Origin of the sequence: Micromonospora sp. NPDC048894, from assembly GCF_040649765.1 — a bacterium.
In the GTDB taxonomy this organism is placed as follows: Bacteria; Actinomycetota; Actinomycetes; order Mycobacteriales; family Micromonosporaceae; genus Micromonospora; species Micromonospora antibiotica.
Map to the genome: position 1 here is coordinate 18,949 of NZ_JBEZFY010000002.1, position 19,426 is coordinate 38,374.

At 74.2% G+C, this 19,426-nt stretch carries 17 protein-coding genes and 1 tRNA gene; 12 read left to right on the top strand and 6 right to left on the bottom strand.

The window, feature by feature from the left end; genetic code table 11:
* Positions 1 to 7: 7 nt before the first annotated feature.
* Positions 8 to 325, top strand: coding sequence for a hypothetical protein (locus AB0C22_RS03975; RefSeq protein ID WP_357533393.1), 318 nt, complete (start codon positions 8 to 10; stop codon positions 323 to 325).
* A 187-nt stretch (positions 326 to 512) separates the two neighbouring features.
* Entirely contained in the window at positions 513 to 1,205 is a 693-nt protein-coding gene (locus AB0C22_RS03980) for a hypothetical protein (RefSeq protein ID WP_219462092.1), read from the top strand.
* 107 nt (positions 1,206 to 1,312) lie between these two features.
* Here AB0C22_RS03980 and AB0C22_RS03985 read toward each other — a convergent pair whose 3' ends face one another.
* Both AB0C22_RS03985 and AB0C22_RS03990 read right to left on the bottom strand, forming a co-directional pair.
* Positions 1,313 to 2,734 (bottom strand): MFS transporter, encoded by a 1,422-nt coding sequence (locus tag AB0C22_RS03985; RefSeq protein WP_308290747.1) that lies wholly within the window; start codon positions 2,732 to 2,734, stop codon positions 1,313 to 1,315.
* 145 nt (positions 2,735 to 2,879) lie between these two features.
* Positions 2,880 to 3,116, bottom strand: a complete 237-nt coding sequence (locus AB0C22_RS03990; protein WP_204928348.1) for a hypothetical protein — start codon at positions 3,114 to 3,116, stop codon at positions 2,880 to 2,882.
* A 139-nt stretch (positions 3,117 to 3,255) separates the two neighbouring features.
* Here AB0C22_RS03990 and AB0C22_RS03995 point away from each other — a divergent pair, with 139 nt between their 5' ends.
* Positions 3,256 to 4,419, top strand: a complete 1,164-nt coding sequence (locus tag AB0C22_RS03995) for a geranylgeranyl reductase family protein (RefSeq protein ID WP_357533396.1) — start codon at positions 3,256 to 3,258, stop codon at positions 4,417 to 4,419.
* Positions 4,420 to 4,440: 21 nt separating this feature from the next.
* On the opposite strand, the gene AB0C22_RS04000 is transcribed toward AB0C22_RS03995, so the two are convergent.
* Positions 4,441 to 5,475 (bottom strand): NAD(P)-dependent alcohol dehydrogenase, encoded by a 1,035-nt coding sequence (locus tag AB0C22_RS04000; protein WP_357533398.1) that lies wholly within the window; start codon positions 5,473 to 5,475, stop codon positions 4,441 to 4,443.
* 79 nt (positions 5,476 to 5,554) lie between these two features.
* On the opposite strand from AB0C22_RS04000, the gene AB0C22_RS04005 reads away from it, so the two are divergent.
* A complete protein-coding gene (locus AB0C22_RS04005) occupies positions 5,555 to 5,731 on the top strand; it encodes a hypothetical protein (RefSeq protein WP_219462084.1) in 177 nt (58 codons plus the stop codon).
* A 68-nt stretch (positions 5,732 to 5,799) separates the two neighbouring features.
* Here the strand turns inward: AB0C22_RS04005 and AB0C22_RS04010 are convergent, their stop codons facing one another.
* Complete coding sequence (locus tag AB0C22_RS04010) at positions 5,800 to 7,602, bottom strand: 5'-nucleotidase C-terminal domain-containing protein (RefSeq protein WP_219462082.1); 1,803 nt, start codon at positions 7,600 to 7,602, stop codon at positions 5,800 to 5,802.
* Between the two features lie 234 nt (positions 7,603 to 7,836).
* On the opposite strand from AB0C22_RS04010, the gene AB0C22_RS04015 reads away from it, so the two are divergent.
* Positions 7,837 to 8,739 (top strand): SDR family oxidoreductase, encoded by a 903-nt coding sequence (locus tag AB0C22_RS04015; RefSeq protein ID WP_308290746.1) that lies wholly within the window; start codon positions 7,837 to 7,839, stop codon positions 8,737 to 8,739.
* Positions 8,740 to 8,816: 77 nt separating this feature from the next.
* Here AB0C22_RS04015 and AB0C22_RS04020 read toward each other — a convergent pair whose 3' ends face one another.
* Together AB0C22_RS04020 and AB0C22_RS04025 are read right to left on the bottom strand one after the other, a co-directional pair.
* Positions 8,817 to 9,470 carry a nucleotidyl transferase AbiEii/AbiGii toxin family protein gene (locus AB0C22_RS04020; protein ID WP_208565889.1) on the bottom strand — a complete coding sequence of 218 codons (654 nt, stop codon included), beginning with the start codon at positions 9,468 to 9,470 and terminating at the stop codon, positions 8,817 to 8,819.
* Positions 9,467 to 9,799 carry a hypothetical protein gene (locus AB0C22_RS04025; protein WP_357533401.1) on the bottom strand — a complete coding sequence of 111 codons (333 nt, stop codon included), beginning with the start codon at positions 9,797 to 9,799 and terminating at the stop codon, positions 9,467 to 9,469. Before AB0C22_RS04025 ends, AB0C22_RS04020 begins: the two co-directional genes overlap by 4 nt.
* Before the next feature lie 374 nt (positions 9,800 to 10,173).
* Between AB0C22_RS04025 and fdh the strand changes: the two genes are divergently transcribed.
* The 7 genes from fdh (at position 10,174) to AB0C22_RS04060 (ending at position 19,352) form a co-directional block, all read left to right on the top strand.
* Positions 10,174 to 13,479: a formate dehydrogenase gene (fdh, locus tag AB0C22_RS04030; RefSeq protein ID WP_357533403.1), complete on the top strand. Its 3,306-nt coding sequence runs from the start codon at positions 10,174 to 10,176 to the stop codon at positions 13,477 to 13,479.
* Positions 13,472 to 14,563 carry a 4Fe-4S dicluster domain-containing protein gene (locus tag AB0C22_RS04035; protein ID WP_357533405.1) on the top strand — a complete coding sequence of 364 codons (1,092 nt, stop codon included), beginning with the start codon at positions 13,472 to 13,474 and terminating at the stop codon, positions 14,561 to 14,563. The genes fdh and AB0C22_RS04035 overlap by 8 nt, the downstream gene beginning before the upstream one ends.
* The gene (gene nrfD, locus AB0C22_RS04040; RefSeq protein ID WP_357533406.1) at positions 14,560 to 15,747 is read left to right on the top strand and encodes an NrfD/PsrC family molybdoenzyme membrane anchor subunit; all 1,188 of its coding nucleotides are present in this window, start codon (positions 14,560 to 14,562) and stop codon (positions 15,745 to 15,747) included. The genes AB0C22_RS04035 and nrfD overlap by 4 nt, the downstream gene beginning before the upstream one ends.
* A 45-nt stretch (positions 15,748 to 15,792) precedes the next feature.
* Positions 15,793 to 15,888, top strand: a tRNA-Sec gene (locus AB0C22_RS04045).
* 22 nt (positions 15,889 to 15,910) lie between these two features.
* Positions 15,911 to 17,209 (top strand): L-seryl-tRNA(Sec) selenium transferase, encoded by a 1,299-nt coding sequence (gene selA / locus AB0C22_RS04050; protein WP_357533408.1) that lies wholly within the window; start codon positions 15,911 to 15,913, stop codon positions 17,207 to 17,209.
* A gap of 1 nt (position 17,210) precedes the next feature.
* Positions 17,211 to 18,971 carry a selenocysteine-specific translation elongation factor gene (gene selB, locus AB0C22_RS04055; RefSeq protein WP_219462074.1) on the top strand — a complete coding sequence of 587 codons (1,761 nt, stop codon included), beginning with the start codon at positions 17,211 to 17,213 and terminating at the stop codon, positions 18,969 to 18,971.
* Between the two features lie 183 nt (positions 18,972 to 19,154).
* Positions 19,155 to 19,352: a hypothetical protein gene (locus AB0C22_RS04060; protein WP_091240450.1), complete on the top strand. Its 198-nt coding sequence runs from the start codon at positions 19,155 to 19,157 to the stop codon at positions 19,350 to 19,352.
* Positions 19,353 to 19,426: the final 74 nt, after the last annotated feature.

The window sequence follows — 19,426 nt, forward strand, 5'->3', positions numbered from 1 at the left end:
CGGCCGGGTGACCGACGACAACCGCCCCCCGGGCGTACGGCAGCTGCGCCTGGTGGTGGAGGCCGAGGACTACGACGCTGCGGTCGCCTTCTTCCGGGACGCCCTGGGGCTGCCCGAGCAGGCTGCGTACTCCGGTGCCGGGCAGGCCCGGGTGGTGATCACGGGTTCGGCACCGACGGCTGACGCCGGCACCGGTCCGCCCGCTGGGCTCCTGCTGCCAGCCGTCCGGTGCCCTCCTGCCTGCGCGCGGGCGGCCCACACCCCTCCGGACGGCCACGCCCCTCCGGACCCGCGTCGTGCGATTCGGGTCGTCTGTCCGGTATGAGACCGCGCGAGTCGCCTGCCGGTGACCCGGACCACAGCCCGGGTCGGCCACGGCATTTCCGGAATGACCGACACGCCCGGCTGGTTGTGTCCCCCATACGCCGGCCACCACACCCCGGCTGGCGTGGGAGTTCCCCCGAGGCCCGCTCACCCCGGAGCGCGTCGCCACGATCGAAAGGGCAACCATCGTGAAGCTGGACTTCACTCGATGGCTCCCGGCCATCGCGAAGGACCGCAGGACCGCACTGGGCATCGCCGGCGTCGCCGCCCTCGGCGGACTGGCGTTCGGCCCGGCGGCCGTGGCCGCCCCCGTCACCACCGGCCCCCACCAGGGGGCCCGCGCCGCGATCGACCTGGCCACCGGCAAGAGCCGGCAGGGCGTCACCGTCGAGTCCGGCCTGACCACGGGCAGCCCCACCACCGAGGTGCCGGCCGGCAAGCCGAGCACCGACGAACTCATCCCGCACGGGCTGGAGGGCGCCCAGTCCCGCGTCCCGCTCGACGACGCGCAGGTCGCCAACGCCAAGGCGATCATCGCCGAGGCCAAGCGGACCGGCGTGGGGGAGCGCGGCGCCGTGATCGGCGTGGCCACCTCGTTGCAGGAGTCGAAGCTGTACAACCTGGGGCACCTCGGCGCCTACAACGACCACGACTCGCAGGGACTGTTCCAGCAGCGCCCGTCGTCGGGGTGGGGCAGCCCGGAGCAGATCACCGACCCGCGGTACGCCTCCCGGGCGTTCTTCTCCGCGCTGAAGAACGTGCCCGGCTGGGAGGACCTGCCGCTGACCACCGCCGCGCAGACCGTGCAGGTCTCGGCCTACCCGTACGCGTACGCCCAGTGGGAGCAGCAGGCCGCGGACCTCGTCCAGCAGCACTGGTGACCAGTTGACGCAGCGCCGACCGGCCGGTTCCCGTCACGGGACCGGCCGGTCGGCGTCGGCGCGTCACGTCGGGGCGTCCCCCCGGGTGCGACGTCGGGTCGGCGGGCTCAGCGGTGGTGCGCGGCGCGGTGGTTCAGCACGATGTCGGTCGCCGCGGCGACCAACGCCAACGCGACGATGCCCATGGCCAGCAGCAGGGAATGCCGGAACGCGGCGGCCCACTGACCGTCGGTGCTGGCCAGCGACGAGAAGAACAACGCGCCGACGGCGGCGATGCCGGCGGCCGAACCGATCCGCTGACCGGTCTGCAACATTCCGGCCGCGCTGCCCGCCTGCGGCACCGGCACCTCGGACAGGGTCAACGTCTGGTTCGGGGTGATCACCAGGCCGCTGCCGAGCCCGGCGAGCAGCAGCGGCAGCGCGGTGAGCAGCGGAATCGAGCCGTGCGGGTCGCCGCGCAGCACGAACACCACCCCGCCGAGCCCGACCAGCACCATGACCAGCCCGAGCCCGACCAGCGGCCGGCCGAACCGGGTGACCAGCCGGCCACCGAGGGCGGCGGCGAGCGCCGAGCCGAGGGCGAACGGGGTGATCGCCAGGCCGGCGGTCAGCGCCCGGTAGCCGAGACCGTTCTGGAGGTAGAGGGTGAAGATGAAGAAGATCGCGGTGAAGCCACCGAAGTAGATGAGCGCGATGACCGCGCCGATGGTGTACGACCGCAACCGGAACAGTCCCAGGTCGAACAGCGGTGTCCGGGTGCGGCCGAAGCGGCGCTCCCAGAGTCCGAAGGCGACCAGGACGACCAGCCCGGCGGGGATCAGCGCCCACTTCCACGGGCTGGGCCACTGTTCCCGCTGCACCAACGGCAGCAGCAGGAGTGTCACACCGGCCCCGAGCAGCAGCACCCCGACCGGGTCGAGCCGGTGCCGGTCGAGCCGGCCGGCGGCCCGGGTGGGCAGCAGCCGCCAGCCGAGCAGCACGGCGAGCACCCCCACCGGCACGTTCACGAAGAACACCCACCGCCAGCCGTGGTCCTCGCCGCCGAGTTGGATGAGCAGGCCGCCCAGCAGCGGACCGACGGCGGTGGAGATGCCGATGACGGCGCCGAGCAGGCCGAACGCGCGACCCCGCTCCGCGCCCCGGAACAGCTGCTGGATCAGGCCGGTCACCTGCGGGTTGACCACCCCGGCGGCGACGCCCTGCAGAAGTCGGGCGGCGACCAGCCAGGTCGGGGACTGGGCGAGCCCGGCCAGTGCGCTGGTGAGCGTGAACAGGGCGACCCCGACCACGAAGGCGTTACGTCGACCCCGGGCGTCGCCGAACCGGCCGGCCGGCACCAGGACCAGCCCGAAGGTCAGCGCGTAGCCGGACAGCACCCACTGCAGGTCGCTGGGGCTGGCCTGCAACGACCGGTCCATCGACGGGATGGCGACGTTGACGATGCTGACGTCCAGCAGCGTCATGAACGCCGCGACCAGGCCGACCCCGAGGGCCTGCCAACGGCGGCGGTCGTCCGTCGCTGTCACCACGGACCGGCGATCTGGCGCGTGACGGCGATCGGGCACGCACCGATGATCCCGTACGGACCGGTGATCGGGCATGCCGCAGCGCTACCCGGGGGACGGTGCGGCAAACCGGTGCCCGACCCGGCCGGCCGGCGGGGCGCGACTGCGCTCACGCCGGCTGGCGGGCGCACCAGCGGGGGCCGAAGTCCAGCCCGGCCAGCGGCGAGTCCTCCCGGTGCAGCAGGCCCTTCTCGGTGAGCTGGCGCAGCGGCGCGTGGACGTCCTGCTCGGCCAGCCCCGCCTCCTCGGCGATCAGGTCGGGGTAGGGAACCTGGCTGCGGGTCTCCAGCACGCTGACCGCCTCGTAGACGCGCACCTCGACCTCCGACAGACGTACCTGCTGCATGGTGCCCTCCTTGCCGTGGGCCCGGCCGACCGGTCGGGCGGTCCGGGTGACGCGGTCTACCCACTGGCCACCCGACAATGCCTGCCGCACGGCCGGTCGTACCCCTCGGCGCGGGGCCGGGTGCCCTAGGCTGACCGGCATGATCATCTGGGATCTCGTCGTGGTCGGCGCCGGGCCGGCCGGGCTCAGCGCGGCCCGGGAGGCCGCGGCGGCCGGGGTGCGGACGCTGGTGCTGGACCGGGCCGTGCACCCCCGTTACAAGACCTGCGGGGGTGGCCTGATCGGCACCTCGCTGTCGATGGTGGCCGGCCGCATCGAGGTGCCGGCGCACGACCGGGTCGACCGGGTCACCTTCACCCGGGACGGCCGGTGGGGCTTCACCCGCCGGCACGGCACACCCCTGGTGACGATGGTGCGCCGCGACGAGTTCGACGACCGGCTGCGCGCGGCGGCGGTGTCCGCCGGGGCCGAGGTCCGCGAGGGCGTCGCCGTGCGCGCCCTCGACCAGGACCCCGACGGGGTACGCGTCAGACTGGCCGACGGCACCACCCTGACCGCCCGCACGGTGATCGGGGCGGACGGCTCCGCCGGGGTGACCGCCCGGCACGTGGGCGTCCGGTTCCGCCAGGTGGATCTGGGTCTGGAACGGGAGTTGCCGGTGTCACCCGCCGAGGCGGCCCGCTGGCGGGGGCGGCTGCTGCTGGACTGGGGCCCGTTCCCCGGCGCGTACGGCTGGGTGTTCCCCAAGGGCGACGTGCTCACCGTCGGGGTGATCGGCGCCCGCGGCGAGGGCGACCGGACCCGCGCCTACCTGCACAGCTTCCTCGACCGGTTGGGCCTGGCTCAGGTGGCCGCCGAGCACGACTCCGGGCACCTGACCCGCTGCCGGGCCGACGACGCGCCACTGCGCCACGGTCGGGTGCTGGTGGCCGGGGACGCGGCGGGCCTGCTGGAGCCGTGGACCCGGGAGGGAATCAGCTACGCGCTGCGGTCCGGGACGCTGGCCGGTGCGGCGGTCGCCGCCGGTGACCTGGACCGCTACCCCCGGGACGTGCACGAGCGGCTGGTGCCGTCGATGCGCGCCGGGCACCGGTTGCTGCAGACCTTCGCCCGTCGCCCCGAGGTGTGCCACGCCTTCCTGGCGACCCCGGCCGGCTGGGCGATGTTCGTCCGGTTCTGCCAGGGCCGGTCCAGCTTCGACCGGACCCTGGACCGGGGGCCGGTGCGCGCGACCCTGGCCCTGCTGGACCGGCTGCCCGCCCGGGGCGGCGGGCAGCCGCCGGCCCCCGGCGTCGGCCACTGACCGCACCACCTACGCCGCCGCTCAGGGCACGATCACCGCGCGGCCGTGGATCTCACCCGCGCGCAGCAGGTCGTACGCCTCCGGGGCGCGTTCCAGCGGAAAGGTCTGCACGTCGGCGGTGAGCAGCCCGGCCCGGCCCAGGGCGATCACCTCCTGGAGTTCGGCCCGGGTGCCCCAGAACGGGACCTCGACGCTGGTCTCCAACGGCACGGTGGGCGGCTCGTCGGCGACCGGCCGCACCGGCATGGTGCCGCCGCCCAGGCCCACCAGCAGCAGCCGGCCACCGGTGGCCACGACGTCACGGGCGGTGGTGAGGGTGGCGTCCACCCCGACACAGTCGATGACCACGTCCGCGCCGTCGGGTGCCGGGCCGACGAGCTCCCGGATCCGCTCGACGGTGTCCGCGCCGGCCGGCACCACGTGGTGCGCGCCGACCCGGGTGGCCAGGTCGAGGGCGGCGACGTTGCTGTCCACCGCGATGATCCGCACGGCGGTGGTGGCGGCGAGGATCTGCACCGCCATGTGCCCCAGGCCGCCGATGCCGATCACCACGACCGACGTCCCGGGCCGCAGCACCGGCCGGGCCAGCTCGATCGCGTGGTAGGGGGTCAGCCCGGCGTCGGTCAGCGGCGCGGCCTGGGTCAGCTCCAGGTCACCGACGGGCAGCAGCCGGGAGGCGGGCACCACCACGTGCTCGGCCAGCCCACCGTCACGGCTGAGCCCGATCCCGCCCACCGGCACGGTGCGGCACTGGTTCTCCCGGCCCCGCAGGCAGCCCCGGCAGGTGCCGCAGCCGATGATCCCGTAGACGGCTACCCGCTCCCCGGCGGACCAGCCGGTGACGCCGTCGCCGAGGGTGTCCACGGTGCCGGCGATCTCGTGGCCGAGGGTGATCGGGGTGGGGAAGACCCCCGGCCCGGCGTCGAGGATGTGCAGGTCGGAGTGGCAGGCGCCGACCGCGCCGACGCGTACCAGCACCTCGCCGGGGCCGGGCGTCGGCGTCGGCACCTGCACCTGTTCGAGCACCCCGGGGGCGGTCATCCGTACCGCACGCATGGTTTCGTCCTCTCGTCGCCGACGGAACCGCCCGCTTACCCCTCCCGCCGGCCTTGATGCCGGGTGCACACTGAGCGTCATGAGCGAACCGTTCACCGACGAGCAGCACGCGTTGCTGCGGCACATGCGCTTCGGCGAGTTGCCGCCGCCGGTCCGACCCGAGGACCGGACGACGTCGACCGAGACCGAGCCGCCCCGCTACCAGCCCGACCCGACCCCCGGCCGGCACGAGCAGGACCTGCGTTCGGGCGGCTGAACGGCGCGACGGGCCCCGGGGTGGCACCCCGGGACCCGTCGGGTGTGGCAGTCGCCGGCCGGGGTGGCTCAGAACACCGGCACGCCGGCCCGGACCAGCCGCCAGTTCGGCACGAAGAAGTCGGCCGGGTCGATGGTGCCCCGGGCCTGCGCCCAGTCGATGAGCAGCTGACGGATCTCCTGCTGCGCGTTGTAGACCTGGGTTTTCACGATGCCGGGGAAGTTCCCGCCGCCGCTGCGCCGGTAGTTGTTCACCGCGACGACGAACTGCGCGTCGGCGGCGACCGGGGTGTCGGTGCCGGGCAGCACCAGCCGGGTGATCCGCTGACCGACCGGCCGGGAGACGTCGACGTCGTAGTCCAGCCCGGAGATCACGTCGTAGTTGTAGTCCGGCACGGCCGGGTCGCTGATCGTCGCCGGGTCGACCGGTGCGCCGACCGGCAGCGTGGTGAAGTACTTCGCCGAGAACTCCAGGTACGCCTTCACCTCGGCGCCGGTGAGCACCACCGCCTCCAGGGTGTTGTCGTAGACGTACAGCCCGGCGACGTCACGGATCCGCACGTCACCCTGCGGGAAGACGGCGGTGCGGCTGAACGGCGCGGCGATCGACAGCACCGGCAGCGCCGCGTACGGGCCACCGGTGAGCGCGGCGGTGACCACCTCGGTCTGGACGTGGTTGATGAAGTCCAGAATCGGGGTGTCCCGGTAGCGTGACTCGGCGGCGGACAGTTCCTGCGTGGACCGGGCGACCACCGTGTTGACGTAGCCGACCGTCTTGGCGTGCTGGCCCCGCACGGCGGCGAGCACCTTGGGGTCCTCGACCACGGTGTTGGTGTTGAGCATGGTGGCGCCCTTGCCGACGACCTTCCAGCGGCCCCGCTCCCGGGTCAGGGTGAAGTCCATCCGGGTCAGCCGCTGGCCCCATTTGGAGGGTTCGGCGGTGAGCACCTGCGCCCCGGTGGCGGTGTTCGTGACGAACTTCTCCACCACCTCGTTGTGGGCGTGGCCGAACAGGATCGCGTCGATGCCGGGGACCTGCTGGGCGATCAGCGCCACCGGGTTCTCGTTGGGCAGCTCCGGGCCGTAGCTGGAGGTGCCGCTGTCGCCACCGTGGGCGGAGACGATGACCAGGTCGGCACCCCGCTGCCGCATGACCGGCACCCACTTCGCGGCGGTCTCCACCATGCCCGGGAAGAGCAGTTTGCCCTCCACGTTGCCCTTGTCCCAGATGGCCACGCCGGGGTTGGTCAGGCCGAGGATGCCCACGGTCAGCGTCGGCGTCCCGGGCCCACCGGGCCGCACCCGCTTGAGCACGAACGGCCGGAACGCCGGCTTGCCGGTGCGGGCGTTCACCGCGTTCGCGGCCAGCGCCGGGAAGCCCAGCTGGTCGATCCAGGTCGCCAGCAGCGGCAGCCCGTAGTTGAACTCGTGGTTGCCCAGCGTCACGGCGTCGTACCGCAGGATGTTCATCGCGCGGGCCATCGGGTGCGTCGCGCCGGTGACGGTGATCGGCTCCTGCTTGGCGTAGTACGTGGCCAGCGGGGTGCCCTGGATGGTGTCGCCGGCGTCGAGGACCAGGGTGGCCCGGCCCCGCCGCTCGGCGCGGATCTGGTTGACCAGGGTGGCGAGCTTGGCGATGCCGACGTCGTTGTGCTTGCTGTCGTCGAACTCGGCGTCGCGGTAGTAGTCCCAGTTGTAGACGTTGCCGTGGGTGTCCGAGGTGCCCAGGACGGTCAGGTCCCAGGTCTTCGCACCCTGCGGGCCCTGCCGCTGGGCCGCCTGGGCGGGCCCGCCGGCGATCAGCGGGGCGGTCGCCGCGGCGGCGGCGACGGCCAGCACCTGGCGGCGCGACGCGCCGGAGGAGGAGGTCATGAAAAATGCCTTCCATCGGGGGTGGACGCGCCTCGTGGGGCGCCGCTGCGCACCATAACGAGCAGCCGTCGCTCCCGCCACAGTGGTCGGGGGTGTTTCACCACACCGACCCCACCGGCCATCTCCCTGTCACATCCGGTTCCACCGTCGGGTCCGACTGTTGTTTCCGGCGTACCGGTCGGGGTAGGTCAGCCAGGGACCCAGAACGGACCAAACCAGGCAGGGAGCGGCACGGTGAGCCAGGACCAGTACACCCCGCAGGACCCCACCGAGCAGTACGGCCACCAGGATGGTCAGCCGGCCCAGCAGCAGTCGGCTCCCGGCCGGACCGACCGGATGGGCCCGGCGCCCGACCACGGGGAGACGTCGTACCGGGGCAGCGACCGGTTGACGGGCAAGCGGGCCCTGATCACCGGCGGCGACTCGGGTATCGGTCGGGCGGTGGCGATCGCCTTCGCCCGGGAGGGCGCCGACGTCGTCGTCTCCTACCTCGACGAGGAGGAGGACGCCGACGCCCGGGAGACGGTGCGGCTGATCGAGGAGGCCGGCCGGCGGGGCGTGGCGGTGCGCACCGACCTGACCGACGAGCAGCACTGCCGCGACCTGGTCGACCGGACCGTCACCGACCTCGGCGGGTTGGACATCCTGGTCAACAACGCGGCCTACCAGATGGCCCAGGACGACGGCATCACGTCGATCAGCACCGCGCAGTTCGACCGGGTGATGAAGACCAACCTGTACGCCATGTTCTGGCTCTGCCGCAGCGCCGTGCCGCACCTGAAGGAGGGCGCGACGATCATCAACACCACCTCGATCCAGGCGTTCGACCCGTCGCCGCCGCTGCTGGACTACGCCACCACCAAGGCGGGCATCGCGAACTTCACCAAGGGTCTCGCGGCGCAGCTCGCCGACCGGGGCATCCGGGTCAACGCGGTCGCCCCGGGCCCGATCTGGACGCCGCTGATCCCGGCGACCATGCCACCTGCGAAGGTGGAGAAGTTCGGCACCGACACCCCGCTGGGCCGGGCCGGGCAACCCGCCGAGTTGGCCCCGGCGTACGTCTTCTTCGCCTCCCAGGAATCCAGCTACGTCACCGGGGAGATCCTCGGCGTCACCGGCGGCCGCTTCACCAGGTGAGCTGCCCACCCGCGCGCACCCGGCCCGGCCTGCCGACCGCCGGCCCGCGCCCCGTGGCACGGGCCGGCGGCGGACGCTCAGCGGGGCCAGCCGGCCATCCGGCGGCGGACCTGCGCGATCTGCGCCGGGTCCAGGCCGTAGCGGGCGAGCCGGCGGTCCGGCAGCCGGTCCAGGTAGCGGCCGGCGGCCCGGACGTCCTCGTCGACCAGCGCCGGGTCCACCTGCCGGGCCAGCGCCAACAGCTCGTCGACCGGGTACTGCGCCAGCGCGGCGGCGACGTCGATGTAGTCGCGGGCCTCCCGGCGGTTGACCAGGGCGGCGGTCTTGTTGGCGATCAGGTCGCGCAGGTCCATCACCGGGCCGAGGTCCATCACCACCGGTGAGCGGTACCGGTCGAGCCGGGCCAGGCTGAGCCGGATCCGCCGGTCGTCCCGGCCGACGACGAAGTCCCGGATGTCCCGGTCGAAGCCCTCGAACAGGTCACCGAGGTCGCTGTCCGGGTCGGCCGGCGCGACCGTGTACCCGGCCTGTTCCAACGCGGCGCACACCTCCGCCGCCGCCGCGGCGGCCGCCCCCTCCACGTCGGCGAACAGGTCGACGTCCTCGGTGGGCCGGGTGACCAGACCGTGCGCCGCCCAGGCCACCCCGCCGCCGAGCACGAACCGGTGCGGCCCGGCCGCGGTGAGCGCGACCCGGGCGACCTCCCGGTAGAAGTCGTGCAGGTGGGTCACGCGGTCCGCAGGCCCCGGTGTCGGCTCTCCCAGGCCGCCCGTACCCCCCGGGGCAGGTTGAGCCGCCGCCACACCCGGCGCAGGGTGCGCCCGTCGATCAGCGCCCGCAGGTCGTCGGCGCGGGTGGTCTCCCGCAGCACGTTCTCGTACAACCAGAGCAGATCGTCCGGTTCGGCCAGGTCGAAGGTGCGTTCGCTGCTCCACATCAGCCGGACCGGCAGCTCCACCACCCCGCCGGTGGGGCCGGTCAGCTCCGCCAGGGTGCGCGCCACCACCACCGGTCGGCCCGGCCGGGCCAGGTGGGGGGCGGTCGCCAGGGTGGCCTGCATGGTGTCAGGGTAACGCCGGTTCGACCAGCTCAGGTACGTGGCTTCCGACGAACCGCCGCCGCCGGTGCCCGCGACGGGCGCGCGGAAGGGCCCGGCGGGGTAAGCTGGCGGCAGGAGCGTCGGTGTGTCCAGTGTCCCCGGGCCTCACCTGAATTGCCGTCGCGGAGTTCCGTTCGGCTGGAGCCGCGTTGCGCCACGCGCCGAGAGGCGACATGCACATCGGCGCTCCGCCATCGCGATACGGCGCTGCCCCCGACCGGTCCGGTCGGGGGCAGCGCCGTATCGGTGCGTGGAGATCCCCGCACCGGGTCGCATCCTCCGCCGCGCTGGCCTATGTTCAGAGGGTCGGTTCATGCCGGGGAGGGAGGAGCGCAGTGGGTCTGCGTACCTTCATCGCGGGCTGGCCGGTCTACCGCCAGCTCACCGGCACCGACCCGCTCGGCCGGGGCGCGGCGGCGCAGTCGGACCGCTCTGCCGGGCTGACCGCCCGCACCGAGACCGCCGACCGGGTGGCCCGCTCGGTCTGCCCGTACTGCGCGGTCGGCTGCGGGCAGCGGGTGTACGTCTCCGACGACCGGGTCACCCAGATCGAGGGCGACCCGGACAGCCCGATCTCCCGGGGGCGGCTCTGCCCGAAGGGCTCGGCCAGCAGGAGCCTGGTCACCAGCCCGCTGCGGCAGACCACGGTCCGCTACCGGCGACCGTATTCCACCGAGTGGGAGGACCTCGACCTCGACACCGCGCTCGACATGATCACCGACCGGATCCTCGCCGCCCGCGAGCAGACCTGGGAGGACGTCGACAGCGACGGCCGGCCGTTGCACCGCACGCTGGGCATCTCCAGCCTGGGTGGGGCGACGCTGGACAACGAGGAGAACTACCTCATCAAGAAGCTGTTCACCGCGATGGGGGCGCTCCAGATCGAGAACCAGGCCCGCATTTGACACTCCGCCACCGTCCCCGGTCTGGGGGCCAGCTTCGGTCGCGGTGGCGCGACGGACTTCCAACAGGACCTCGCCAACGCTGACGTCATCGTCATCCAGGGCTCGAACATGGCCGAGGCCCATCCGGTGGGCTTCCAGTGGGTCATGGAGGCCAAACGGCGCGGTGCGAAGGTCTTCCACGTCGATCCCCGGTTCACCCGCACCAGCGCGGTCGCCGACACCTACCTGCCGATCCGGGCGGGCACCGACATCGCCCTGCTCGGCGGCGTGGTGCGCTACATCCTGGACAACGAGCTGGACTTCCGGGAGTACGTGCTGGCGTACACGAACGCGGCGACGATCGTCAGCGAGCAGTTCGCCGACACCGAGGACGGCGACGGCCTGTTCTCCGGCTACGACCCGAACACCGACAGCTACGTGGAGACCAGCTGGCAGTACGCCGGGCACGAGGGGGACTCCGGCAACGGGCACACCGCCAAGGAACGCGACAACGCGGCCGGCCTGCGGCACGAGTCGCACGGCGCGCAGGTGCACGGGCAGACCCAGCGGGACGAGACCCTGCAACATCCACGTTGCGTCTACCAGATCCTGCGCCGGCACTTCGCCCGCTACACCCCGGAGATGGTGGAGCGGGTCTGCGGCATCCCCCGGGACAAGTTCCTGGAGCTGGCGCGGGCCTGGACGGAGAACTCGGGCCGGGACCGCACCGGCGCGCTGGTCTACTCGGTGGGCTGGACCCAGCACAGCGTCGGTGTGCAGTACATCCGCACCGGGGCGATCATCCAGTTGCTGCTGGGCAACATGGGCCGGCCGGGCGGCGGCATCCTGGCGTTGCGCGGGCACGCCAGCATCCAGGGCTCCACGGACATCCCGACGCTGTTCAACCTGCTGCCCGGTTACCTGCCGATGCCGCACCACGCCGACCACCCGACGTTCGACGACTGGGTGGACAGCATCCGCCACCCCGGGCAGAAGGGTTTCTGGGGCGACGCGCGAGCGTACGCGGCGAGCCTGTTGAAGGCGTACTGGGGGGACGCGGCGACCCCGGACAACGACTTCTGCTATGACCACCTGCCCCGGATGACCGGCGACCACGGCACCTACCAGCAGGTGCTCAACATGATCGACGGCAAGATCAAGGGGTACTTCCTGCTCGGCCAGAACCCGGCTGTCGGCTCGGCGCACGGGCGGGCGCAGCGGCTCGGCATGGCCAACCTGGACTGGCTGGTGGTCCGCGACCTGTTCATGATCGAGAGCGCCACGTTCTGGAAGAACGGCCCCGAGGTGGCCACCGGCGAGATCGTCCCGACCGAGTGCCGCACCGAGGTGTTCTTCCTGCCGGCGGCCTCGCACGTGGAGAAGGAGGGCACCTTCACCCAGACCCAGCGGCTGTTGCAGTGGCGGGAGAAGGCCGTCGAGCCACCGGGCGACGCCCGCTCCGAGCTGTGGTTCTTCTACCACCTGGGGCGGCGGCTGCGGGAGCGGCTGGCCGGTTCCCCCCACCGCCGCGACCGCGCCCTGCTCGACCTGGCCTGGGACTACCCCACCGACGGCCCGCACGACGAGCCGAGCGCCGAGGCGGTGCTGCGCGAGATCAACGGGTACGACGTGTCCACCGGCCGTCCACTGTCCTCGTTCACCGAGGCGAAGGACGACGGCAGCACCGCCGTGGGCTGCTGGATCTACTCCGGCGTCTACGCCGACGGGGTCAACCAGGCCGCCCGCCGCCGGTCCCGGCACGAACAGGACTGGGTCGCCGCCGAGTGGGGCTGGGCGTGGCCGGCGAACCGGCGCATCCTCTACAACCGGGCGTCGGCCGACCCGCAGGGCCGCCCGTGGAGCGAGCGCAAGAAGTACGTCTGGTGGGACCCGCAGGCCGGCGAGTGGACCGGTCACGACGTGCCGGACTTCGAGCGGACGAAACCGCCGACGTACCGGCCGCCGCAGGGGGCGTCCGGCCCGGCGGCGCTGGCCGGCGACGATCCGTTCATCATGCAGGCCGACGGCAAGGGTTGGCTGTACGCGCCGAGCGGGGTGCTCGACGGTCCGCTGCCGACGCACTACGAGCCGGCGGAGTCGCCGCTGCGCAACCCGCTCTACGGCCAGCAGGCCAACCCGACCCGCAAGGTGTACGCCCACCCGGTGAACTCGGTGAACCCGAGCCCACCGCAGGAACACAGCCAGGTCTTCCCGTACGTGTTCACGGTCAGCCGGCTCACCGAGCACCACACCGCCGGGGCGATGAGCCGTACGGTGCGTCCACTGGCGGAGCTGCAACCGGAGATGTTCGTGGAGGTGTCCCCGGAGTTGGCCGCCGAGACGGGGCTGACCCACCTCGGCTGGGCGCACCTGATCAGCGGCCGGGCGGTGATCGAGGCGAAGGTGCTGGTCACCGACCGGCTCACCCCGCTGCGGGTGGACGGTCGGATCATCCACCAGCTCTGGCTGCCGTACCACTTCGGCTACGAGGGGCTGGTCACCGGCGACTCGGCCAACGACCTGTTCGGCATCACCCTGGACCCGAACGTGCTCATCCAGGAGAGCAAGGTCGGCACCTGCGACGTCCGGCCGGGCCGGCGACCGACCGGCCCGGTGTTGCGGGACCTGGTCGAGGACTACCGTCGACGGGCCGGGATCGTGCCCGGGGAACGCCCGCCGACGGTGACGACCCCGGTGCTGCGGCCGGCGGGTCGCAGCGACGACGGGCCACGGGAGAAGGGCGCCGACCATGCCTGACGGCAACAGCCTCTACGGCCCGCTCGATCCGGCCCCGGACGCGGGCTGGACGGCTGCCGGCCCCCGGATGGGGTTCTTCACCGACACCAGCGTCTGCATCGGCTGCAAGGCATGCGAGGTGGCCTGCAAGGAGTGGAACGCCGTCCCCGAGTCCGGCTTCGACCTGCTCGGCATGTCGTACGACAACACCGGCGCGTTGACCGCGAACTCCTGGCGGCACGTGGCCTTCGTCGAGCAGCCGGTGCCGGCCGGGCACCGCACCGCCCCGTTCGCCGGGAACCCGACCGGTGCTTCGGCCGGCGCGACGTCGGCGGCGGTCGCCGCCGGCACGACCGGCACCAGCGGCACCGAACCGGGCGTACCCCCGGGCGACGCCGACGCCGCCGCCCGGATGGCCACCGCGCCGGGTGGCACCGTCGGTGCGTCGGCGGGTGGCGCCGGCGGCACGGGCACCCGGTTTCTCGGCATGCCCGGGGCCGCGCCACCCGGCCGGGACACCGGTGTGGAGACCCGCACCGACTTCCGCTGGCTGATGATGTCGGACGTCTGCAAGCACTGCACCCACGCCGCCTGCCTGGACGTCTGCCCCACCGGGTCGCTGTTCCGCACCGAGTTCGGCACGGTGGTGGTGCAGGAGGACATCTGCAACGGCTGCGGTTACTGCATCTCCGCCTGCCCCTACGGGGTGATCGACCAGCGTAAGGGCGACGGCCGGGCGTGGAAGTGCACGCTGTGCTACGACCGGCTCGGCGCGGGGATGACCCCGGCCTGCGCCCAGGCCTGCCCGACCGAGTCCATCCAGTACGGCCCCCTCGACGAGCTGCGGGAGCGGGCCGCGCAGCGGGTCGCCACGCTGCACGACCGGGGCGTCCCGGAGGCCCGGCTGTACGGTCACGACCCGACCGACGGCGTCGGTGGCGACGGCGCGTTCTTCCTGCTCCTCGACGAGCCCGAGGTGTACGGCCTGCCCCCGGACCCGGTGGTCACCACCCGGGACCTGCCCCGGATGTGGCGGCGGGCGGGGCTCGCCGCGTTGGCCATGACGGCGGCGGCCGTCGCCGCGTTCGTCGGAGGGTCGTCGTGACCGCCGGCCGGATTCCGGTGGGGGAGCGGTTCCGGGGCTTCCGCGCCCGGCTCGCCGCCGACGGTGTGTTCCGGCCGCAGCGCTCCTCGGTACGGCTCGGCCACGGCCCGAAGGTCGGTGCCGGACCGGCCGAGGGTGCGCACCCGGCCGGCGCCCCGGGTTCGGCCGACGCGCCGGTGCCGCCCCGGGACGTGCCGCCGGTGGCGCGGCGGCGTGGCCGGGGTGGGCGCGGCGGCGAGGAGCTGCGCGTCCCGGAGGCGGAGTTCACCTCCTACTACGGCCGGCCGATCCTCAAGGCCCCGGTGTGGCGGTGGGACATCGCCGCTTACCTGTTCACCGGTGGGCTGGCCGCCGGGTCGTCGTTGCTGGCCGCCGGGGGGCAGCTCACCGGCCGGCCGGCGTTGCGGCGGGCCGGCCGGGTCACCGCGTTGGGCGCGGTCACCGCCAGCGCGTACTTCCTGGTCAACGACCTGGGCCGGCCGGCCCGGTTCCACCACATGCTGCGGGTGGCGAAACCGACCTCGCCGATGTCGGTGGGCACCTGGATCCTCACCGCGTACGGCCCGGCCGCCGGGCTCGCCGCCGTCGCCGAGGGCGCCCGGCTGCTGCCCGGGGGCGGGGTGTCCGGACTGGCCCGTCGACTGCTGCCGCCGGCCGGGCAGGTCGCCGGGCTGGCCGCCGCCGCCGTCGCGCCCGCGCTGGCCACGTACACCGGGGTGCTGCTGGCCGGGACGGCGGTGCCGTCCTGGCACGAGGCGTACCCGGAGCTGCCGACCATCTTCGCGGGCAGCGCGCTGGCCAGCGGCGCCGGTGTGGGATTGCTCGCCGCGCCCTGTGCCCAGGCCGGGCCGGCCCGCCGGATGGCGGTGGCCGGGGCCGCCCTGGAACTGTGGGGTGCGCACTCGGTGGAAACCCGGCTGGGTCTGCTCAGTGAGCCCTACCGGCTGGGTAGGTCGGGTCGGCTGCTGCGCGCGGGTCGCCTGCTCACCGCCGCCGGGGTGGTCGGGGCGCTGGCCGGCCGGCGCAGCCGGGTGGTGTCCGCGTTGTCCGGCACCGCGCTGCTGGCCGCTTCGGTGGCCACCCGGTTCGGCATCTTCCACGGCGGGGTGGCCTCGGCGCGGGACCCGAAGTACACGGTCCTGCCGCAGCGGGAACGGATCCGTCGCCGGTCGGAGCAGGTCTGACACCTCACCGCGCCGTCGGGGTGGCGCTGTGGTTGACTCGGGGGCGGAGGCGTTCAGGCGGCTGGTGCCCCTCCCAGCCTTCAAAGCTGGTGTGGTCCGGGATCCGGGCCAGGCGGGTTCGATTCCCGTCCGTCTCCGCCAACCACCGGGGGAGCTGACACGCATGGGCGAGGCGGCGGTCGATCCGCGACGGCGGGTGCCGCGTACCGACGTGCTGTTGGCCGATCCGGCGGTGGCCGCCGCGGTGGCCACCCTCGGCCGGGCCCGGGTGAAGGTCGCCGTCGCCCGCGCCCAGCAGCGGGCCCGCCACGGTGAGATCACCCCCGACGAGGTACGCGACGCCGTCCTCACCGACCTGCCCGCCCCCGGGCCCCGGGCGGTGCTCAACGCCACCGGGGTGGTGCTGCACACCAACCTCGGGCGGGCCCCCCTGTCCCCGGCCGCCGTCGACGCGCTGGTCGCCGCCGCCGGCTGCACCGACGTGGAACTGGACCTCGGCACCGGTCGGCGGGCCCGCCGGGGCCGCGACGCACTCGCCGCGCTGGCCGCGGCGGTGCCCGACGCCGCCGCCGTGCACGTGGTCAACAACGGCGCGGCGGCCCTGGTGCTCGCCGCGACCGCGTTGGCCGCCGGCCGGGAGATCGTGGTCAGCCGGGGTGAACTGGTGGAGATCGGCGACGGGTTCCGCCTGCCCGACCTGCTGGCCAGCACCGGTGCCCGCCTGCGCGAGGTCGGCACGACCAACCGCACCACCCGCGACGACTACGCCCGGGCGGTCGGCCCGGACACGGGTTTCGTGCTCAAGGTGCACCCGTCCAATTTCGTGGTCACCGGGTTCACCTCGGCCGTCGGTGTCGGTGACCTGGCCACCCTCGGCGTGCCGGTGGTGGCCGACATCGGTTCCGGCCTGCTCACCGCCGACCCGTTGCTACCCGCCGAGCCGGACGCGGCGGGCACCCTGCGCGCCGGGGCGCACCTGGTCACCGCCAGCGGCGACAAGCTCCTCGGCGGCCCGCAGGCCGGGCTGCTGCTCGGCGACGCCGACCTGGTCGACCGGTTGCGTCGCCATCCGCTGGCCCGGGCGCTGCGGGTGGACAAGCTGACCCTCGCCGCGTTGGCGGCCACCCTGCACGGGCCGACCACCCCCACCCGGGCCGCCCTGCACGCCGACCCAACCGTGCTGCGGGACCGCTGCGAACGGCTGCGCGACGCCCTCGGTGCCGAGGGACACAAAGCCGAGGTGGTGCCCAGCGTCGCCGTCGTCGGTGGGGGCGGCGCCCCGGGCGTCGAGCTGGACTCGTGGGCGCTGAGCCTGCCCGAGCGGTACGCCGCCGCCCTGCGGCAGGGCGACCCGCCGGTGCTGGGCCGGGTGGTCCGGGGCCGGCTGCTGCTGGACCTGCGCTGCGTACCCGCCGACGCCGACGACACGGTGCGCGACGTGGTGCTGCGGGTGGCCGACTGAGATGCACGTCGTCGCGACCGCCGGGCACGTCGACCACGGCAAGTCCACCCTGGTCCGGGCGTTGACCGGGATGGAACCGGACCGGTGGGCCGAGGAACGCCGCCGGGGGATGACCATCGACCTCGGCTTCGCCTGGACCGCCCTGCCCACCGGTGACACGGTCGCGTTCGTCGACGTGCCCGGGCACGAGCGGTTCGTACCGAACATGCTCGCCGGGGTGGGACCGGTGCCGGCGGCGTTGGTCGTGGTCGCCGCCGACGAGGGCTGGATGCCGCAGTCGGCCGAGCACCTGGCCGCCCTGCACGCCCTCGGGGTGTCCCACGGGCTGCTGGTGGTGACCCGGGCGGACCTGGCCGACCCGGGACCGGCGGCGGCGCAGGCCCGTGCGCGGCTCGCCGCGACGTCGCTGGGCGCGGTCGAGTCGGTGGCGGTCAGCGCCGTCACCGGTGTCGGCCTGCCCGAGCTGCGCGCCGCCCTGGGCCGGCTGGTGGCCCGGCTGCCCCCGCCGCGCACCGACGGGCCGGTGCGGCTGTGGATCGACCGGGCGTTCACCATCCGGGGCAGCGGCACGGTGGTCACCGGCACCCTCGGCGGTGGTGAGCTGCACGTCGGTGACCAGGTGGCGCTCGCCACCACCGGCGAACCGGTCCGGGTCCGGGGCCTGCACCGGCTCGGGACGGCCGCGTCTCGGGTCGCCGCGGTGTCCCGGGTGGCGGTCAACCTGCGCGGGGTGCCCCGGGACCGGCTCGGCCGGGGCGACGCCCTGCTCACCCCCGGTGAGTTCCACCGGACCGACCTGCTCGACGTGCGGTTGGCCGGCGACCCGGCCGGTGACCTGCCGGTCACGCTGACCCTGCACGTCGGGTCGGCGGCGGTGCCGGCGCGGGTCCGTCCGCTCGGCGCGGACACCGTGCGGTTGCGGCTGGCCCGTCCGTTGCCGCTGCTGATCGGGGACCGTGCGGTGCTGCGCGATCCGGGGCGGCACCACGTCTGCGGTGGCGTGACCGTGCTGGACGTGGCACCGCCACCGTTGAGCCGACGCGGTGCCGCCGCCGCCCGCGCGACCGTCCTCACCGACCTGGACGGGCAGCCCGACCTGGCGGGGGAGCTGCGCCGCCGCCGGCTCGTCCGGGCCGGTGAGCTGACCCGGATGGGAGTCACCGGCGCAGTCGCCCCGGTCGCCGGGGACTGGCTGGCCGACCCCGGGCACTGGCGGTGGCTGGGCGGACGACTGGTCGAGGAGGTGACCGCCTGGGTGGCCGCGCACCCGTTGGAGGCGGGCGCCCCGGTGGAGGCGCTGCGGCAGCGCCTCGGCCTACCCGACCGGGCCCTGGTGGAGGCGTTGGTCCGGCCGCCGTTGACGCTGCGGGCCGGCCGGATCGGCACCGGGGCGTCCGGCGGCCTACCCGAGCCGGTGGCCCGCGCGGTCGACCGGGTCCGCAGCGAGTACGCCACCCACCCGTTCCGCGCGCCGCAGGCCGACCGGCTGGCCGCGCTGGGCCTCGGCCCCCGGGAGGTCGGTGCGGCCGTGCGGGCCGGTGCGTTGCTACGGCTGGCGGACAACGTGGTGCTGCTGCCCGACGCGGCCGACGAGGCGGTGCGGGTCCTCGCCCGGCTGCCGCAGCCGTTCACCCTCAGCGCCGCCCGGCAGGCCCTGGACACCACCCGTCGGGTGGCGGTGCCGCTGCTGGAGCTGCTGGACCGCCGTGGGGTGACCCGCCGGTTGCCTGACGACGCCCGCGAGGTGACCGGGACGGGTTGACCGGTGGGCCGGGCCCGCCGGCAGCCGGCGCGGGTCGCAGCCGGCGGCGTTCCCCGTCGACCCCGGTGCCGGGCGGTGGCCCTGACCCGACGGTGGCGCTGAACCTGCCCCCGCCGGCCGGCCGGACCGGGCACACCGGCGAACCGCCCTCCGGGTGGCTCCGGGTCGCCTACCGTGACGCCCATGGACCCTTCGGCGGTCTGGCGGGACCGGAACCATCGCTGGCGGATCGAGGCGTACCGGGCCCCGGACCTGCGGTTCGCCATCTTCGCCACCAACGGCCCCACCGAGAGTGCGCCGCTGTGGTTGTTCGGCATGGCCGCGTTGGCCCGCTGGTTGATGACCCACGCCATCTCCCTGGACGACCTGGAGACCGACTGACCGGGCGGACCCATCCCGCCCCGGCGGTCGGCGCGGTGGACCCGCCCGGTCCGTCGGCGTCGCCCGGAAGGGGG